This is a genomic window from Bartonella tribocorum, from assembly GCF_002778015.1.
GTDB lineage: Bacteria > Pseudomonadota > Alphaproteobacteria > Rhizobiales > Rhizobiaceae > Bartonella > Bartonella tribocorum_B.
Genome location: NZ_NJPP01000004.1, coordinates 54,624 through 72,272, shown reverse-complemented (window position 1 = coordinate 72,272; position 17,649 = coordinate 54,624). Strand labels below are relative to the sequence as shown.

General features: G+C 37.3%; 12 protein-coding genes and 1 other RNA gene. 11 read left to right on the top strand and 2 right to left on the bottom strand.

Annotated features, from left to right (window positions below; all coding sequences use genetic code 11):
- The first annotated feature begins 164 nt into the window (after positions 1-164).
- Positions 165-1,214, top strand: coding sequence for a DUF475 domain-containing protein (locus tag CEV08_RS02725; protein WP_100130292.1), 1,050 nt, complete (start codon positions 165-167; stop codon positions 1,212-1,214).
- A gap of 469 nt (positions 1,215-1,683) precedes the next feature.
- On the opposite strand, the gene pncA is transcribed toward CEV08_RS02725, so the two are convergent.
- A complete protein-coding gene (gene pncA, locus CEV08_RS02720; protein ID WP_100130255.1) occupies positions 1,684-2,292 on the bottom strand; it encodes a bifunctional nicotinamidase/pyrazinamidase in 609 nt (202 codons plus the stop codon).
- Positions 2,293-2,338: 46 nt separating this feature from the next.
- Positions 2,339-2,875 (bottom strand): hypothetical protein, encoded by a 537-nt coding sequence (locus CEV08_RS02715; RefSeq protein ID WP_100130254.1) that lies wholly within the window; start codon positions 2,873-2,875, stop codon positions 2,339-2,341.
- A 179-nt stretch (positions 2,876-3,054) separates the two neighbouring features.
- Here CEV08_RS02715 and ettA point away from each other — a divergent pair, with 179 nt between their 5' ends.
- From ettA to CEV08_RS02655, 10 genes are all read left to right on the top strand, one after another.
- Positions 3,055-4,704 (top strand): energy-dependent translational throttle protein EttA, encoded by a 1,650-nt coding sequence (ettA, locus tag CEV08_RS02710; protein ID WP_100130253.1) that lies wholly within the window; start codon positions 3,055-3,057, stop codon positions 4,702-4,704.
- Between the two features lie 686 nt (positions 4,705-5,390).
- Positions 5,391-6,329 carry an ArsR/SmtB family transcription factor gene (locus CEV08_RS02705; RefSeq protein ID WP_100130252.1) on the top strand — a complete coding sequence of 313 codons (939 nt, stop codon included), beginning with the start codon at positions 5,391-5,393 and terminating at the stop codon, positions 6,327-6,329.
- 2,136 nt (positions 6,330-8,465) lie between these two features.
- Positions 8,466-8,909, top strand: coding sequence for a hypothetical protein (locus CEV08_RS02690; RefSeq protein WP_348602882.1), 444 nt, complete (start codon positions 8,466-8,468; stop codon positions 8,907-8,909).
- A gap of 1,448 nt (positions 8,910-10,357) precedes the next feature.
- A complete protein-coding gene (locus CEV08_RS02685) occupies positions 10,358-10,867 on the top strand; it encodes a lytic transglycosylase domain-containing protein (RefSeq protein ID WP_100130250.1) in 510 nt (169 codons plus the stop codon).
- An 83-nt stretch (positions 10,868-10,950) separates the two neighbouring features.
- An RNA gene (gene rnpB / locus CEV08_RS02680) (RNase P RNA component class A) lies at positions 10,951-11,340 on the top strand.
- 264 nt (positions 11,341-11,604) lie between these two features.
- Positions 11,605-12,603 (top strand): 16S rRNA (cytosine(1402)-N(4))-methyltransferase RsmH, encoded by a 999-nt coding sequence (gene rsmH / locus CEV08_RS02675; RefSeq protein ID WP_100130249.1) that lies wholly within the window; start codon positions 11,605-11,607, stop codon positions 12,601-12,603.
- Entirely contained in the window at positions 12,600-13,007 is a 408-nt protein-coding gene (ftsL, locus tag CEV08_RS02670; protein WP_100130248.1) for a cell division protein FtsL, read from the top strand. The genes rsmH and ftsL overlap by 4 nt, the downstream gene beginning before the upstream one ends.
- Positions 13,004-14,746 carry a peptidoglycan D,D-transpeptidase FtsI family protein gene (locus tag CEV08_RS02665; protein ID WP_100130247.1) on the top strand — a complete coding sequence of 581 codons (1,743 nt, stop codon included), beginning with the start codon at positions 13,004-13,006 and terminating at the stop codon, positions 14,744-14,746. The genes ftsL and CEV08_RS02665 overlap by 4 nt, the downstream gene beginning before the upstream one ends.
- Positions 14,747-14,769: 23 nt before the next feature.
- Positions 14,770-16,221, top strand: a complete 1,452-nt coding sequence (locus CEV08_RS02660) for a UDP-N-acetylmuramoyl-L-alanyl-D-glutamate--2,6-diaminopimelate ligase (RefSeq protein ID WP_100130246.1) — start codon at positions 14,770-14,772, stop codon at positions 16,219-16,221.
- On the top strand, positions 16,218-17,645 hold the full coding sequence (locus CEV08_RS02655; protein ID WP_100130245.1) for a UDP-N-acetylmuramoylalanyl-D-glutamyl-2,6-diaminopimelate--D-alanyl-D-alanine ligase: 1,428 nt from the start codon (positions 16,218-16,220) through the stop codon (positions 17,643-17,645). Before CEV08_RS02660 ends, CEV08_RS02655 begins: the two co-directional genes overlap by 4 nt.
- Positions 17,646-17,649 lie beyond the last annotated feature (4 nt).

Sequence of the window (17,649 nt, the reverse complement as noted above, 5' to 3'; positions counted from 1 at the left end):
TGCATTTATCTCTTGCTTTTTTTGAGAAAATTTTCATGTAGTTTTACTGTATATATTTTATACACTTCTGCATTAAGAGATGCAACTTTAAAGAGATACAAGCTTTCGATTTGTATTATGTGTGTACTGTAGATGAATTAGAAAATAAACTTTTAGGAATGATTATGGCCCTATTACACCATTTTGGGTTTGCTTTTTTTTTCACGATTGTTGGTGTCTTTTTAGGAGGGGCTATTGGTTGGTTTGAAACGGGAAGTATTATTGGTTTTCTTAAATATTTTTTTATTTGCTGTGTTTTAGGGGTTTTGGAAATTTCTTTATCTTTTGATAATTCTATTATCAATGCACGGATTCTTGGTAAAATGGATCCGTTATGGCGTCGTCGCTTTCTTATATGGGGTATTTTGATCGCTGTATTTGGAATGCGGATTGTTTTTCCGTTGTTGGTGGTTGTCATTGCTGTTGGGATTAATCCAATTGCGGCAGTTAAATTAGCGATAGGGGAACCACATCGATATGCTGAAGTGTTAACTGATGCGCATATGGGAATTGCCGCTTTTGGAGGAACTTTCCTTATGATGGTTGGCTTGAAATATTTTTTTGATTCTGAAAAAGAGGTGCATTGGCTTCATGTTATAGAAAGACCGGCTCAAAGGTTTGGGGCACTTGTTGGGATTGATATTGCAATTATTTTGATTTTGATCTTATTTGTGTCTGGGAAGATTGTTTCAGAAGATAAAGTCACTTTTTTATTAGCAGCCCTTTATGGACTGTTGACTTTTATAGGTGTTGAAGCTGTTGGTCATCTCTTGGATGCTCCTAAGAAAACTTTGACGAGCGTGGCTCAAGGGGGAGTAGGGGCGTTCCTTTACTTAGAAGTTCTTGATGCAAGTTTTTCTTTTGATGGTGTGGTTGGTGCTTTTGCCTTTTCACACAACCTTTTTATTATCGCAATTGGTCTTGGTATCGGTGCGTTTTACGTTCGTTCTATGACAATTATGTTGGTCGAATCAGGGACATTGTTGCATTATCGTTATTTGGAGCATGGTGCTTTTTATGCCATTTTAGTTCTTGCCGTGATTATGTATCTGCAAACGATTATGTCGGTTCCTGAAGTCTTAACAGGGCTTGTGGGAGTCTGTATAATTGGAATGGCATTATATTCTTCGATCCGTTTTAAGCGTCGTCAATTGGATAAAGATATTGCGTCTTAAGTGATGGAAAATTTATATTTTCTTATGCTTTTGTTTATCGCATAACCTTAATAGAAGAGGTCTTTTATGCAAAACAAAATGTCATTGTCTTTCTTATTTGCATTCTTATTTCTAAGTTGAATCCATGGCATGAATTCCATTCTTCCCATGAAGGGAATAATGTAAAATCTCTTGGAGGGCTTTGCTTAAATACAAGGTGTAAACGGGCGTTCTACTTTTTACCAGCTTTCAGAACGACGACAGCTTTTATCTATTAACAGGTTCATAAGAAGCGTTTTTGCTGCTTTCCTGAATGATTTTTATTTTCATATTTATCCTATTTGTGAGGTGTAAGAGAATGGTTTATTCAGTATGAAGAGGTTTGAAATGAGAAAATTATACCCTATTCTGGTTTCCTTTTATAATATGTAAAAAACAATTTATTTATTATAAATCAGCTTTTTATAATGTCTGGTTAGAAAACAATATTTTAGGAGACCATTAACAGTTCAATACCAGCTTCGTTCATCTTTTTAAGCATAATGTTTAGGGATTCATTTACATCAATACCAGCGCAGGCATCTAATAAAACACTGACTTTAAAACCGTATTGTATGGCGTGAAGAGCAGAAAATCCAACACAAAAGTCCGTGGCTAAGCCACACATAACAAGCTTAGTAAAACCGTGTTCTTTGAGATAAACTTGTAAACCTGTTGGTGTTTTTTGATCATTTTCAAGAAAAGCAGAATAGCTATCCATCTTTTGATTATAGCCTTTTCTAAGGATAAGTTGTGCTTTTTCTACTCTAAGAGATGGATGAAATTCCGCACCGTATGTTCCTTGTATGCAATGATCAGGCCAAAGTATTTGAGGACCATAGTCAAGATCGATAGTATCATACGTTTTTTGTTCAGGATAGCAGGAAGCAAAGCTGCAATGATTTTTAGGGTGCCAGTCTTGAGTTAAGATCACGTGATCAAAATGATTGATGAGATTATTAATGGCAGGTAAAACAGCATCACCCTGTGGTACTGCAAGTGCTCCACCAGGTAAGAAGTCATTTTGAACATCAATGACGATTAAGGCTTTTTTTTCCATAAATATATTCCTATAGGAGATGAGCTTTTATCGTATTTTGAAAAAGCTAAATTTCGTCTTGAAGTATTGAAATGATTTGCTGGGTATTTATTTCATTTTTATAATTATCAAGCCAGAAGATTGGGATGGATAAGTTTTTACAATTCATTTTATAATTTTTTACGAAGTGTAACCAGGTACCAATGGGAAGTGCACTGTAGTCATGTGCTGTGATATGTTGGCGTAAAGCCTTCATGATCATTGGGCTTGGGACATCAGATCCCATAAGGCGGCGTTCGTTTTGTAAACGTAATTTAAGCCATATCAGGGCAAGGGGTGAAGCCCATTGTTTCCCGTAACAAAAAATCGATGAAAAAAGGGAATGGTTTTTTACTGCGTAATTTAAAGCCCATAAAGCAAAAAAAGAAGGAGCATAGAGAATTACTTTTCTTTCTGGTTCCATATTACATTGATACGTTGGTTTAATACGATAAAAATACAATGTTATATCTGGTATGGAAAAGAAGGGAAATGTTTGATAACACGTTTCAGGTACAGCTAAAAGGATGTTTTTTTTGCTTCTTGAGAAGATGTTTTTTTGCATTTAAAACCATATTGGGGCTTGTGAGATTAGAAAAAATGTATCAATATAAAGCGAAAAGCTTTTGATACGGTGTGTTGAGTATTATTTACTATACAGTAGAGAGCAAAAGCAGTTTTTCAAAATCCTAATCTTTAATATCACACAATATCTTCAATATCGCATAATATAAAGAGAAATTTATGGCACGTCAATTTATCTATCATATGGCTGGGCTCAATAAGTCTTACGGCAATAAAAAAATTTTAGAAAATATCCATTTGTCTTTTTATCCAGATGCAAAGATCGGTATTTTAGGGCCAAATGGTGCAGGTAAATCAACTATTTTACGTATTATGGCTGGACTTGATAAGGAATATACGGGAGAAGCGTGGCTTTCTGAAGGAGCACGTTGTGGTTATCTCCCACAAGAACCTTTGCTTGATGCAAACAAAGATGTGCGTGGCAATGTGATGGAAGGTGTTGCAGATAAGCAGGCTATTCTTGAGCGTTATAACGAATTGATGATGAATTATAGTGAGGAAACGGCTGATGAAAGTGCACAGCTTCAGGATATTATTGACAGTCAGAATCTTTGGGACTTAGAAAGTCAAGTTGAAATGGCTATGGCTGCTCTTGGTTGTCCACCAGCTGAGGGGGATGTGACAAAACTTTCGGGTGGTGAGAAGCGGCGTGTTGCACTTTGTAAATTGCTTTTGTCAAAACCTGATTTGTTGCTTTTAGATGAACCGACAAACCATTTAGATGCTGAAACGACGGCTTGGCTTGAAAGGCATTTGCGTGAATATTCTGGCGCTGTGCTTTTGATAACCCATGATCGTTATTTTCTCGACAATGTTACGGGGTGGATTTTAGAGTTAGATCGCGGTAGAGGTATCCCTTATGAGGGAAACTATTCTGCTTATTTGGGCGCTAAAGCCAAACGTTTGGCTCAAGAAGGTCGTGAAGAGGCTGCGCGTCAACGCGCTTTATCCCGTGAGCAAGAATGGATTGCGTCCAGTCCAAAAGGGCGACAGGCAAAGTCAAAAGCGCGGATTAAAGCTTATGATGAGTTGGTTCAGGCAGCACGTGAGCGCCGTCCTGGGGAGGCGCAAATCATTATTCCTATTGGAGAAAGATTAGGGCAGGTTGTCATTGAAGTTGATCATCTCTCTAAAGCTTATGGCGAACGCGTGTTGATTGATTCTCTCTCTTTTAAACTTCCTGCAGGGGGTATTGTCGGCGTTATTGGGGCCAATGGTATGGGAAAGTCAACCTTATTTAAAATGTTGACGGGACAAGAACAGCCCGATTCAGGTCAAATACGTATCGGTGAAACAGTTCATATGAGTTATGTCGATCAGAGTCGCGATTCCTTGGTGGGTGATAAAACTGTTTGGCAGGAAATTTCTGGTGGAAATGACATTATTAAGTTAGGCAAATATGAAATGAATAGTCGTGCTTATTGCGGGGCTTTTAATTTCAAAGGGGCCGATCAGCAGCAGAAGGTGGTAAATTTATCAGGAGGGCAGCGCAATCGCGTCCATTTGGCAAAACTTTTAAAAGAGGGGGGAAATGTGCTTCTTCTTGATGAACCAACAAATGATCTTGATACTGAAACGTTGGGTGCATTGGAAGATGCATTAGAAAATTTTGCTGGTTGTGCAGTAATCATATCGCACGATCGTATGTTTCTTGATCGATTGGCAACGCATATTTTAGCCTTTGAAGGTAATGGCCATGTGGAATGGTTTGAAGGTAATTTTGCTGAATATGAGGCTGATAAAGTTCGCCGTCTTGGAGCTGAATCCATTAACCTTAAGCAGGCAAATTATAAGCCTCTTACGCGCTAGAATTTCTTATCTTATGGAAAAATTATTGAGAAAAGAGTGTGTTTTTGTGTTTATGATATTCATCAATAAAGTCATATCTATTCCATGGAATTTTTTATTCATTGAAAATAGGCTAAACTCTTTATGAGACTATGACGTAAGTAAAGCTATTTTACTCGTGATATATCGTTGTCCTTGCTTGTAAACTGCTATGAAGAGGGGGGCATCTTTTATGGGAAATTATCATTCTACACTTTAGCCTTAAATGCGCTGGTTGTTGGGTATTTGCGTCTTGACTTAAAAAGCGACAAGCTAAAACCATCTCCTATTATTTATTCTGTTTCAATATTCTATGACTTTTGTTTTTGAGGTAGCCATCATTCATTCTTCTGTTTTTTATCCATATGCCTCGTTTATAAGGTGCAAGAAAATGGTTTTGGTTGATTCATCATGAATAGGTTTGAGATGAGAAAAAATGATGATACTTTAGCCTTTTTATTGAAGTTAAGAATGATAAATTATGATTATAAGTCAATATATTACAATTATTTGCAGACAATGGAATAAGATCTGCTCGTTTTGTATAGCCCCCTATTTTTTCATGGTATGATAAAATAACGGGACATGAAATAGATTGAGAATATGCGTATTATGCTTGACTTTTTTTCCTATAAACAAATGTTTATAGGGAGGTTTAAGGAATAGTTATGAAAAAAAGTGCAAGTTTAGATGCAATGATTGTGCTGCTGAAAGCAGTTGCAGAGGTGAGTCATTTACGTGTTCTTAGGCTCTTGCATTATGAAGATTTAACAATCCCTGATTTTACTTTTATTCTTGATCAGTCTCAAGCGTGTATATCACGATATTTATGTTTATTGTACGAAGCACAATTGATTGAGCGTTATCAGAAGGGAGGTTGTCTTTATTTTAAGCTTTGTCATGATTTTTGGGGTAAAGACATTGTGAGGGGCATTCTTTCGGTTTTGCCAAAGCATGATGTGTTGTTAGCGCACGATTTAGAACGTTTGAAGGATATCAAAAAGCAGCGTCAAAAAACAAAGAAGCAGCATTTTTTACAAAATACGTCGCAATGGGATGTCTTACGATCGTCCTATATGGCAGATCATGGTGTGGAAAATGCTTTACTTAAAATCGTGAGTGATAAGCCATTTCAAACAATGCTGAATATTGGAATAGGGGGAGATTCTGTCTTAAAATTGTTTTCTAATCTTTATACGCATGCGATTGAAATTGTGCTTGATCGTGATGTTGTGCACTTGCCAGTTGGAAAGACAACTTTTGATTTAGTCGTTCTTCATTGGGTTTTACATTTTCTTGAAAACCCTGAAATGGTTTTTCATAAGATATCTGGTGTTTTGCGTCCTCATGGGCGTTTATTGATTGTGGATTTTTGTGATCATAAAGTTGAATCTTCACATTCTGATCAAGCGCATATGGGTTTTGGATTTCCGGCCTTACAAATAGAACAATGGCTTAAAAATGCAGGCCTTGTTTTAGAACAAACAATGTGTCTTACGCCTATACAAAATAAAAACAGTAAGGAGTGTGTGGCGACACTTTGGCTTGCTCGTGATTCGCGTTTATTGGTTGATGATATCAAAGATAAACAAGTCAATTTTGCATAAATCGCGCTTGTTAACGTGCTTTGTTTTCTGATTTTTCTCAAGGAATAGCGCAGAGATAAAACTTTATTTAATCATTGAAAAGTGATTGTTTTTTATTTGTATTATATTTTTTGAAGGTATTGGTGTTTCATAGGGGCGTGGAGGTTGTATCATGAACTCTTATAGATTAAGGCTAGGAGGAGTGCCATTTAAGGCATTTTGATATTGTATTTTTAATTCATCAATCAATTGATTTTAAAAGATCATCCATCTTTTAAAATTCCAATAAGAGTCTCGAATACAAGAATATTTTTTATTATTTTTACAATCCAAAAGCGTTTGTTCGTCTGTTATAAGAGGAGGTTTTTGTTTCAATAAAATCGTTTGAAAAAGGAAATATACCTCTCATACATATTTCTCAAGATAAAAGCAACTACAATACCATGTGGCGGTGGTTTGTACCTTCATAAATGTCCAAGATGGAGGCAATCAATTGTAAGTTATTTAAGGTTATCAAGAGATGAGGTGAAACAAGAAGGTAAAGAGGGTATAGATAAGAAATACCTTAGAGTTTTTCGTGGGAAAAATATTAAAGAATGAGAAAAAAACGTGAGGCAATGCACTAAAAAATATGAATGTTTTTGAAAGCTGTAAAGCGCATTAAAGGGTGATGTGATGGTAAAGATAGAAACTGGTTTCTACTCTTTCCTATTCTTTCAAAATTATCCTCCCTTCTAGCTTTAGAGATTACTCAAACAGATATATGCACTATTTTTTCTCAATTTGGCATATTAAAGCTGGTACTGCTTGCGTGGTTTTTTATTCGCTTTAATTTTTGTCTCAAACATGCTGCTATGTTCGGAATATATTTATTTACAAGCCATAGAAAAACAAAAGCTTAGTAGACAACATCATATACTCCCTCATAAATTGGTTATGGATTAGAGAAATATAGCAAATTTTGTAAAATACTTTGTAAAACAATAATTATGATGCATATAACTTCACTTTTATCTCCTCTTACAAGTATTGGCATATATATGCTTTGCATTCTATTCATAAAGATTAGATTGGCGGTAATTTATGGGCAATCCGTGTCTGAAAGCAAGAAAGAAAGGCGCAAATCACAGTATAGTTTTGTATCTCTTTATGATGAAAGTCATGAAGTTTATTAAATTAAGTCGATTTTTTTGCCAAAAGTGAATTTTTTGCTTATTTATAGTTTTTTATCCATAGATCAATCCTATTTATCATGTGCGATAGTATGAGGTTGATTGATTTAATATAAGAAAATTTAAGGGACGTTTATAAGATTGAGAACGGTCATTTAATGTGTAAAATGATTATCAAAATCAATATTTTGATATGTAAAAAGAGCATAGAAATTTTTGAATATAAAAATTATTTTATTGATCATTTTGCAAGGCAGTTTAAGTGGTAAAAAAGGAAATATTTGCACTCATCATTTTTAGAAATTTCCATAAAAATAAAATAAGTTTTTCTCTAATTCATTGTTTTTATTCAAATAATTAATATTTTTTTGAACAGATTTTTCTGCTGTTGTTATATGAAATTTAAAAGCTACATTTTTCTTTTGTGGTGATTTCTGTTGGACACGTCATTCTACTGATTCTATTTTTTAATTATAATCACCAGAGTTGTGAAAAAATTACGCTAGAAATTATAATGGTTATAGATTCTGATCGATGTTTCTTGGAATAGATTTGCTTCAAATTGGATCATTTTGATTTTTTTTTGCCTAAATTTTACCATTTTTAAACAGTTTATAATTCTTCAGTGTTTTTTTGTGCAAAAGATGATAATAATTTCTTGTTGTTTAAAGCATTTTATTCCATAGCAAGAATATTGCATCGGCTATCTTAGTGGTTGATGCGAGAAGACGATCGGGGAACCTCCTCCCCCCCCCCCCGCGTGGATCCCCTAGATTGTCTGGCCTGACTGAGGATCTCCTCAGTCAGGTTTTTTTGTAATTGTTTTGAGGGTTTTGTAAGGTGTGATCAGGAGCTTTAAAAGGGTGGGGGTTTTTAAGATTTTCTATTGTATAGCGTTAGTACTAGGGAGGGTAAAGGCTCATTGAAGGGTGCGTATTATCGCGTTCATTCTCAGTGAAAGAAGTCTTGATTAAGAGACTGTTAAATGCTACAGGGAGCGGTCCTATTTGATTATGAGTTCTTTGGGAAAGAAGTAATGGGAATTTTCTCCGATCGTGTTCCTTTTATTTTGTTTATGTTTCTTATTTTTGGTGTTAGCATTTTTGCTTTCCGTAATGGTGTTGTTTCTAAGTTTTTTGCCAACTACACTTCTTCTTCTCATCCTCAGCAGGTTAATGTGACAGATGAGTTGTTGCTAGAGCGGTGGATTGTGGCTTTCCCAGATTTTTTCGTGCGGTTTTCCGCACACCTTTCTAAGATGAATCCTAAGCAGCAAGAGCTATTTATTGAGAAAGTACGTCGTGATGCTGTTGCATTTGCTATTCAAAATGGTCAGAGTCGTGAGCAGGCTCTCAAGTTTGGTGAAACTGTTGTTATGGCTCTCTTAAAAGCGCGCTCCCGTCCTTCTATTGCGGACACTTATTTTTAATTATTTTTTAAAATCGCGCTTTGGGTTTGATTTTAGGGGCTAGAGCTTTTCGTGAAGTTTTGAAAAGCGTGAGGAGAATAGTTAATTTGTAAGAGAATTAGCAAAATTTATCTTACGCAAAAGGTCATTAGGTCATCAATCAGAGTATAAGAATATGGGTTGTGATTATTATAAGAGTGGTTGCAAGTGTATCGAGGGCTTTTTACGTCACCGCATTATCAATGGCTCTATAATGATAAAAGGGATAAAAACAGTTTAAATCAAGACAGTATTTTCATAAGGAGTGAAAATCCTGTTGAAAGCGCTCATTGATATTTATAGGAAAACAAAGGCATAAATTGTTGTAACAAAATATGTTAAGCTCATTTTATAAGCCGGTTATTTTTTGTTTGATAGGAAAGGATAGAAAATTCTTAAAAGGTTTGAGCTTTCTTTTTCTTGCGAATTTTAGGTTGTTGATTCACTGGTATGATTTTTGAAGATAAAGCGCGGCTGATAAGATGATAATCTAGGATAAAGCAAAAAATATTTGGATGAGGATGATATTTTCCTTCAAAAAAACTCAAGGGGATTGCATTATTACGAGAGTAAAAAACAGACAAAAAATAATCGTTCAGCTTTCTTGTAGGAACAAAGAAAGAGGGGATTTTTTCTAAGATATTATTTTATAACGCTCATTTGTCGTTTTATATGTGAAGTGAGAATCTTAAATTTTGTGAAATTCTCTTGTTTTCAATCGGTTAAAGCAATCACAATCAGTTTTTTGCACAACACAAACAAGGGGATTTTGTGGATAAAAGCCCTTTTTAAAAGAAGTAAAAAGCTTCTTTGAGTCATCTCAAAGAGCAAAGGCTATTGTAATATTTTGACTTAGTAAAGAGTATGAGGGTTTTATCTATGAACTTTTTATGCGCAGTAATGAGGTGCGAGATTGGTTTGATGATTGGCTTTCGTCGATGGTTTATTGAGTGTAAAGCGTGTGGCGGGCATTTATTGGTGAGAAAGCAGTATTGATAACAGTTTTTATATTTTGTGAAATTTTTGCGCTATCGAGGATCTTCGATCAAGATGATTGTATCTCACTTGCGTTGTGGAATTGATCCTCAATAAAGAATTTAATCGTTGTTTATAAAAAAATATCATATCTATTTAAATTGCTGTTTTTGTACTATAAAAATGAATGATACAATAGCGATAACAGAAATTGATAGAGTATATCAGTTTATTGAATATTCTATAAGATTAACTATAGTCTCTTTATTTTTTATTTTATGATATAGAGCAATCTATAATTTGTGCATAAAGATATTTTCTTTTGTTACAGAATTTTATCTTGAAATTGTCTTCATATTTCCTTTTTCAAGCCGTTCTTTTGCTTTCTTTTTTTGTACAATACGCTTGTAAATTATTTGCGGATAGAATTTGAGAATGTTGTGAAGAGAAAGAAAATGCAATTTTTGAAAATCTTGTTAAATACAGCGTGTGCTGTATTTTTTGTATTTGATATAAGCTGGACTCATAGTGCTTTAAATGATGCAGAATCAAAAGAAGGCTCAGTGATTGTTTCTTCTAAGACGCCTGCTCGTCCTTATGAGTTTCTTATTCAGAAACTTGCAACTAAGCATAATGTTCCCGTTAATTTAGCACATGCTGTTGTAAAAGTTGAAAGTAATTATAAGGCACGTATAAAAGGGGCATCGGGCGAAATAGGTTTGATGCAAATAAAACCCTCTACGGCACGAGGATTGGGCTTTAGTGGTTCTGTAAAAGATTTGTATGATCCTGCGACCAATCTTGAATATGGTATGCGTTATTTGGCACGGGCCTATAAACTCAGTGGTGGAAGTACGTGTGGTACAATCCTTAAATATAACGCAGGTCATGCTGCAAAAAAAATGAATTCCATTTCGGCAAAATATTGCGCAAAAGTGAAAATGTATTTGGCTTCATTAAAATAAAAACGTCCTTTGAAAGAGATTGGTTATAAAATATTTTAAGAGGCTATTTTCACGGAGCAGAAAATGTTTTATAAATTAATATGTCAGTCGGCTGGGCAGCCGCGCTTGTCCAATGCTGAAAAGCGGCAAGTGAGGAAAGTCCGGGCTCCATGGAAAGACGGTGCCGGGTAACACCCGGCGGGGGTGACCCTAGGGAAAGTGCCACAGAAAGTAAACCGCCTATTTTTATAGGTAAGGGTGAAAGGGTGGAGTAAGAGCCCACCGCGCATTCAGTAATGAATGTGGCAAGGTAAACCCCACCGGGAGCAAGACCAAATAGAAATGACGTGCAAGATTAATTTGCAGCCGATTTCCAGGCGAGTCATTCGGGTAGGTTGCACGAGGCGGATGGTAACATCCGTCCTAGATGAATGGTTGCCATGTAAAGTGCAAACTTTACTATACAGAACCCGGCTTATAGGCCGACTGATATTTCATGAATGATATGCGGTGTTTCATAAACTTAATGACATATGGGCTTTTATGGGGACTGTATTTAAAATGGACGCTTGAATAAAGAGCGTTTTTTAAAATTATAACATTTCTTTAAGTATAATACGTTAGGATGTGTTTTGGGATAACTTTAGTTTTTTTAGTTCATAGTGATTAATATGAAAGTTAAGGGTTGGGTTATTCTGATATCGGTTGCCATGAGAGGGCTGTTGATTTGAAACAGCATAACTTCAAGACGGATTATTTTGACAAAACAGAATCAAAGAGCTGAACGCCATATTCCAGTGTTGTTGCAGCCAGTTTTGGCTGGGCTTATGCCATTGGTTGGTGCAAAAGTGATTGATGGCACCTTTGGTGCTGGTGGTTATACGCGCGCTTTGTTAAAGGCAGGGGCAGAAGTGATTGCTCTTGATCGTGATCCTCATGCTATTGATGCGGGACAATTGCTTGTTGATGAATTTTTTCCACGGCTTCGTTTGGTCCATATGGAATTTTCACAGCTTGATCGTATTGTTGAAGAAAAGGTGGATGCGGTTATTTTGGATATTGGTGTCTCTTCAATGCAGCTTGATGAAGCAGAAAGAGGCTTTTCTTTTCAAAAAGATGGACCATTGGATATGCGAATGGCTCAGACGGGTTTTACAGCCAGTGATGTTGTCAATCATTTAAAAGCAAGGGATTTAGCGCGTATTTTTAAGATATTAGGAGAAGAGCGTTATGCGGGGCGAATTGCACGAATGATTGAAAAGCGTCGTGTTGTTCAGCCTTTTTTGCGTACAGGTGATTTGGCTTATGCTATCAAAGCGCTGGTAGGGCGTAAGCCAGGAGATCGCATTCATCCTGCAACACGTGTATTTCAGGCTCTTCGTCTCTATGTTAATGATGAAATTGGTGAATTAGCACGTGGTTTATTTGCTGCTGAGCGTGTTTTAAAAGCTGGAGGTCGTTTGGGGGTTGTCAGTTTCCATTCTCTTGAAGACCGTATGGTCAAAAGATTTTTTTCGGCTCGTTCTGGAGACTGTATGAGATCACGCTATTTGCCTGAAATAGAGCATTCTCCAGCAACATTTTTTCCTTTATTTAAAGGAGGAATAACGGCCAATAAAGAGGAGTTACAGAAAAATCCTCGTTCACGTTCTGCGAGATTGCGTATAGGGGTGCGAACTGAATCAGAGGCTCTTGCAGAAGATATGAAATTATTTGGTTTAGCAGAAATTGCCAGTTTTGAAGGTGGCAAGAAATGACAGTTTTCCGTACATTTGATATGATTTTAGTGATGATTATGATTTGTATGGCAGGGCTTACTTATAAGGTCAAATATGATGTTCAAAAACGCATGAGCGAGGTTCGTCATCTGGAGCATGAAATTGCTGCAGCAAAAAATACGGTAAATTTGCTTCATGCTGAGTGGGCTGTTATGATAAAGCCTTCACGCATGCAAAAACTTGCGAAACATTATCAAAAAGAACTTGAGTTAGAAGTTATACAACCGCGTCAAATCGTGGTGTTTAAAGATATTCCGATACGGGAATATGATCCAATTGAAGAGGTGATTAAACAAAATATCTTGAAAGATAATCAGGATATTTTGGCAAATAATCATACTTCTCAAGTCAAAGGTGTTGTTCAAAAAGGCCTACAGCAATGAAGTTGCCCTTTTTATTCTCACAGAAAAAAAAGCGCTTAAAGAGTTCATTGAATGATCATCATGTTTCTGTTCGTCGTCCCTATTCTAGTCGTCCACGTTTGCTTTTTTCGTTGTTCTGCTTTTTGGTTTTATATGGCATCATGGGGGCTTGTCTTGTTTCTTATGGGGTAAAAGGAGGACAGATTGAAGAAGCTAAGGGACCAGATGTTCTTCAATTGATGGCACGGCCTGATATTGTTGATCGTAATGGTCGTTTATTAGCAACAGATATTAGAACCTATTCACTTTTTGCTGAGCCACAACGTATTATTGATGTGGATGAAACAATCGAATTACTCTCAACAGTTTTGCCAGATCTGAATTGGCAGGAAACCTATAAGCGTTTAAAAAGAAAAACAGGTTTTTCTTGGATACAGCGTGGGTTAACACCCATGCAGAAGACGCAAATTATGGCTCTTGGTATTCCAGGAATTGGTTTTCGGACTGAAATTCGTCGTTTTTATCCCAATGGATCTATAACTTCCCATATTCTCGGCATGGTCAATGTTGATAATCAGGGCACTGCAGGTATGGAAAAATATATCGATGATACGGGGTTGAGTGCTCTGCGTGCTGCTGGTCTTGCTATGGAAGAATCATTAAAACAAGTTCAGCTTTCGATTGATGTGCGTGTTCAGGCCATTGTTCATGATGAACTTATTCAGGCTATGAAGCGTTATAAGGCAATTGCAGCAGGCGCTGTTATTTTAAATATCCATACGGGGGAAATTTTGGCTTTGGCATCACTACCAGATTTTGATCCTGGAAATCCTATTGAAGCGTTAAAAAGTGATCGTCTTAATCGGATAACCGCCGGAGCTTTTGAAATGGGATCGATCATTAAAAGTTTTACGACAGCGATGGCCCTTGATTCCAATATTTTTCATTTAAATAGTATTATCGATGCTTCAAAACCCATAAAAGCAAGTAGTGGCTATACGATACATGATTTTCACGGAAAAAATCGTCCCTTAACGTTGTGGGAGGTTTTTATTTATTCTTCCAACATTGGTTCTGCGAAAGAGGCATTGGCGATAGGGGTTGATAAACATCGTGTTTTTTTGCAAAAACTTGGGCTCTTGGATCGTCTCTCAACAGAGTTGCCTGAAGTTGCCCATCCTATTGTGCCACATCATTGGAAGGATATCCATTCTATGACAATTTCTTTTGGGCATGGTATGGCAACAACACCCTTGCAAACAGCCGTTGGGGCTGCTGCTTTAATGAATGGTGGTTGGTTGATTGAGCCGACATTTTTAAAACGGACAAAGGAACAAACTTTGAACCATGCAAAACAGGTTTTGCAAGCTAAGACAAGTCAGAATATGCGTTATCTTTATAAATTAAATAGTGATATTGGTTCTGGACGTAATGCAACAGTAGAAGGTTATCGGGTGGGTGGAAAGACAGGAACAGCTGAGAAAGTTGAAAATGGAAAATATTCTAAAACAAAAAATTTCAATAGTTTTCTGGCTGCTTTTCCGATTGATGATCCTGCTTATGTTGTTTTAACAATTATTGATGAACCTAGGCCAGAGGAGGGAAAAAAATCCGCAACAGCAGGGATGAATGCTGGACCAATGCTTGCTAATATTGTTCGTCGCTCAGCGAGTCTTCTTGGTGTAAAGCCCGATTTTAAAAAAGAATATGAGCCTCTTTTAGATAAAAAGAGAAATTCAAGTGTCGTTAAACAACGGTAAAATGAAAATAAAGGTGCGTCGTTATGTTATTTGGAACAGTTTTTACAGAATGTTTTGAAGATCAAAAGCTTTCCTCAATGGAAATAACAGGAATCAGTGCCGATTCTCGACAAGTTTTGCCGGGCTATGTTTTTGTTGCTGTTCAAGGAAAACAAGGGGATGGAAGACACTATATCAATGATGCGATAAAGCGTGGAGCATGCGCAATTGTTACGGATTGTCAGGCTGTTCTTGAGGATTTATCTGTTCCGACTTTACGTGTTTTGAATGTTCGTCATAGTCTTGCGTTGGCAGCTGCACGTTTTTATGGTTCTCAGCCTGAAACGGTTGTTGCTGTGACGGGGACAAGTGGGAAAACATCAGTTGTCTCTTTTCTTCGGCAAATTTGGACTCATGCTGGATTGTGTGCTGCAAGTATAGGAACGGTTGGTGTTGTTTCTCCTAAACGGAATGATTATGGTTCTCTCACAACACCTGATCCAGTCGTTTTGCACCGTCTTCTTTGTGAAATTTCTCATGAAGGGGTGACCCATGCAGCGCTTGAAGCTTCTTCACATGGGCTTGATCAAGGGCGGCTTGATGGAGTCCGTTTAACGGCAGGGGCCTTTACCAATTTAGGGCGAGATCACATGGATTATCACACGAGGGTAGAGGATTATTTGCGGGCTAAAATGCGGTTGTTTGATACACTTTTACCTGTATCTTCTCCTGCTTTGATTTTTGCCGATGATGTCTATTCACAAAAAGTTATTGATGCTGTTACACAAGCGCGCCGCCGTGGTTTGACAATTGGACGTAAGGGGCAATTTATCACAATTAATCGTGTTGAACATCAACGCTCAAAACAGTGTATTGAGTGTCGTGTGGAAAACAAGATTTATACATTTGATTTGCCTTTAGCTGGAGATTTCCAGGTGGCCAATGCGCTTGTGGCGGCAGGATTAGCTATTGTAACGGGTATTTCTCCTGATAAGGTTTTTTCTGCGCTTGAAACTTTGCAAGGGGCACCCGGACGGTTAGAATTTGTTGGAAAGACAGAAAATAATGCGCCTGTTTATATTGATTATGCGCATAAACCAGAAGCTTTGGAGCAGGTTTTGCTTTCTGTTCGCCCCTTTACGCAAGGGCGTTTGGTTGTTGTTTTTGGTTGTGGAGGGGATCGAGATCAAGGCAAAAGAGCTTTAATGGGAAAAATTGCAGCGGATAAAGCGGATATTGTTATTGTAACGGATGACAATCCTCGTACAGAAAAACCAGAAAAAATACGCAAGGATATTTTGCAGGCGGTACCAACAGCAATAGAGATAGCAGATCGTGGTGAGGCTATTTCTTATTCGGTGGGGCTTTTGAAAACTGGTGATACACTTATCATTGCTGGAAAAGGTCATGAAGATGGCCAAATTATAGGGCAGACAACCTATCCTTTTTCAGATCGTTTGAAAGCGATAGAAGCTCTAGAGGACCGAAAGAAATGACAGCTTTGTGGAATAAACAGGAACTCATCACTGCTATTGATGGTGTTGTAATTGGAAACATACCAGAAACTTTTCATGGGGTTTCCATTGATAGCCGCACTCTTGCGGAAGGCGATATTTTTTTCTGCATTAAGGGGCATCATCTTGATGGTCATGATTTTGCTGCGCAAGCTTATGCACGAGGTGCAGGCGTTCTTATTGTTGCGCAACACCGTTTGAGAGATATGGAAAAGATATCGGCTCCACTCATCGTTGTTCCGGATGTTTTACAAGCCTTAGAAAAACTTGGGAAAGCCGCACGCAAACGTTCAAGCGCTAAAATTATTGCGATAACAGGCTCGGTTGGAAAAACAACGACAAAAGAAGCTTTGAAACAAGTTCTTGCAACGGCTGGGAACGTTCATGCGAATCTGGCTTCTTTAAACAATTGCTGGGGGGTTCCGCTTACTTTAGCGCGGCTGCCGGTGGAGAGTGATTATGGTATCTTTGAAATTGGCATGAATCATAAAGATGAAATTCGCCCTCTGGTTAAGCTGGTTTGTCCGCATGTTGCTCTCATTACGCATATTTGTGCAGGACATATGGGGTTTTTCAAAGATCTTGAAGAAATAGCAGAGGCAAAGGCTGAAATTTTTGAAGGATTGGATGAGGAAGGTATTGCCATTTTAAATGCGGATAGTGCTTTTTTTTCTTATCTCGTTCAAAAAGCAAAGCAATGCGGTGTGAAAAAGATCTTAAGCTTTGGTGAGAGTGAAAATGCTGATTATCAGGCGCGGGATATACGTCTTTTAACCGATAATTCTTCTATGATGGTGCGTGTTGGAGGACAGGATAGGAAGGTTAAAATTGGTGCTCCTGGACGCCATATTGTGCAAAATAGTGTAGGGGTTATTGCAGTTTGTGATGCCTTTGGAGTTGATTTGGATTCTGTTGTGCTTTCTTTGAGCCATTTTTCTTCTCAAAAGGGGCGGGGTATTCGTTATCGGTTGTCTTTATCGAATGGGAGTGAATTTTATCTTATTGATGAAAGCTATAATGCTAATCCCGCTTCTATGCGTGCTGCCCTTGAACTTCTCGCTACAGGACCAGTAGGAGAAGAGGGGCGGCGGATTGCTGTTTTAGGGGATATGCTAGAATTAGGGGGGTATAGTGAAAAGCTTCATCGTGATTTAATAAAGCCAATCCGTCTTTCTGGTGCTAATCCCGTTTTTTTATTTGGTGAGGCGATGAAGTCTTTAGTCGATGATTTGTCTGCTGATGTTAAGGTTTATTATGCTGAAAATATTGAGAAAATTTTACCGCTTCTTTTGACAGAAATTTCTCCTGGGGATCTACTTATGATTAAATCATCCAATAGCCTTGGTTCATCAAATCTTGTGACTGCATTGCTTGATCGCTATAAAGTGGTTTCTTCATCGTTTTAAGAGG

What these genes read in the sequence shown, in the direction of transcription:
- CEV08_RS02725 (WP_100130292.1), top strand. Translation starts at nt 165, where the DNA reads ATGGCCCTATTACACCATTTTGGGTTTGCTTTTTTTTTCACGATTGTT.
- pncA (WP_100130255.1), bottom strand. Translation starts at nt 2,292, where the DNA reads ATGGAAAAAAAAGCCTTAATCGTCATTGATGTTCAAAATGACTTCTTA.
- CEV08_RS02715 (WP_100130254.1), bottom strand. Translation starts at nt 2,875, where the DNA reads ATGCAAAAAAACATCTTCTCAAGAAGCAAAAAAAACATCCTTTTAGCT.
- ettA (WP_100130253.1), top strand. Translation starts at nt 3,055, where the DNA reads ATGGCACGTCAATTTATCTATCATATGGCTGGGCTCAATAAGTCTTAC.
- CEV08_RS02705 (WP_100130252.1), top strand. Translation starts at nt 5,391, where the DNA reads ATGAAAAAAAGTGCAAGTTTAGATGCAATGATTGTGCTGCTGAAAGCA.
- CEV08_RS02690 (WP_348602882.1), top strand. Translation starts at nt 8,466, where the DNA reads ATGCTACAGGGAGCGGTCCTATTTGATTATGAGTTCTTTGGGAAAGAA.
- CEV08_RS02685 (WP_100130250.1), top strand. Translation starts at nt 10,358, where the DNA reads ATGCAATTTTTGAAAATCTTGTTAAATACAGCGTGTGCTGTATTTTTT.
- ftsL (WP_100130248.1), top strand. Translation starts at nt 12,600, where the DNA reads ATGACAGTTTTCCGTACATTTGATATGATTTTAGTGATGATTATGATT.
- CEV08_RS02665 (WP_100130247.1), top strand. Translation starts at nt 13,004, where the DNA reads ATGAAGTTGCCCTTTTTATTCTCACAGAAAAAAAAGCGCTTAAAGAGT.
- CEV08_RS02660 (WP_100130246.1), top strand. Translation starts at nt 14,770, where the DNA reads ATGTTATTTGGAACAGTTTTTACAGAATGTTTTGAAGATCAAAAGCTT.
- CEV08_RS02655 (WP_100130245.1), top strand. Translation starts at nt 16,218, where the DNA reads ATGACAGCTTTGTGGAATAAACAGGAACTCATCACTGCTATTGATGGT.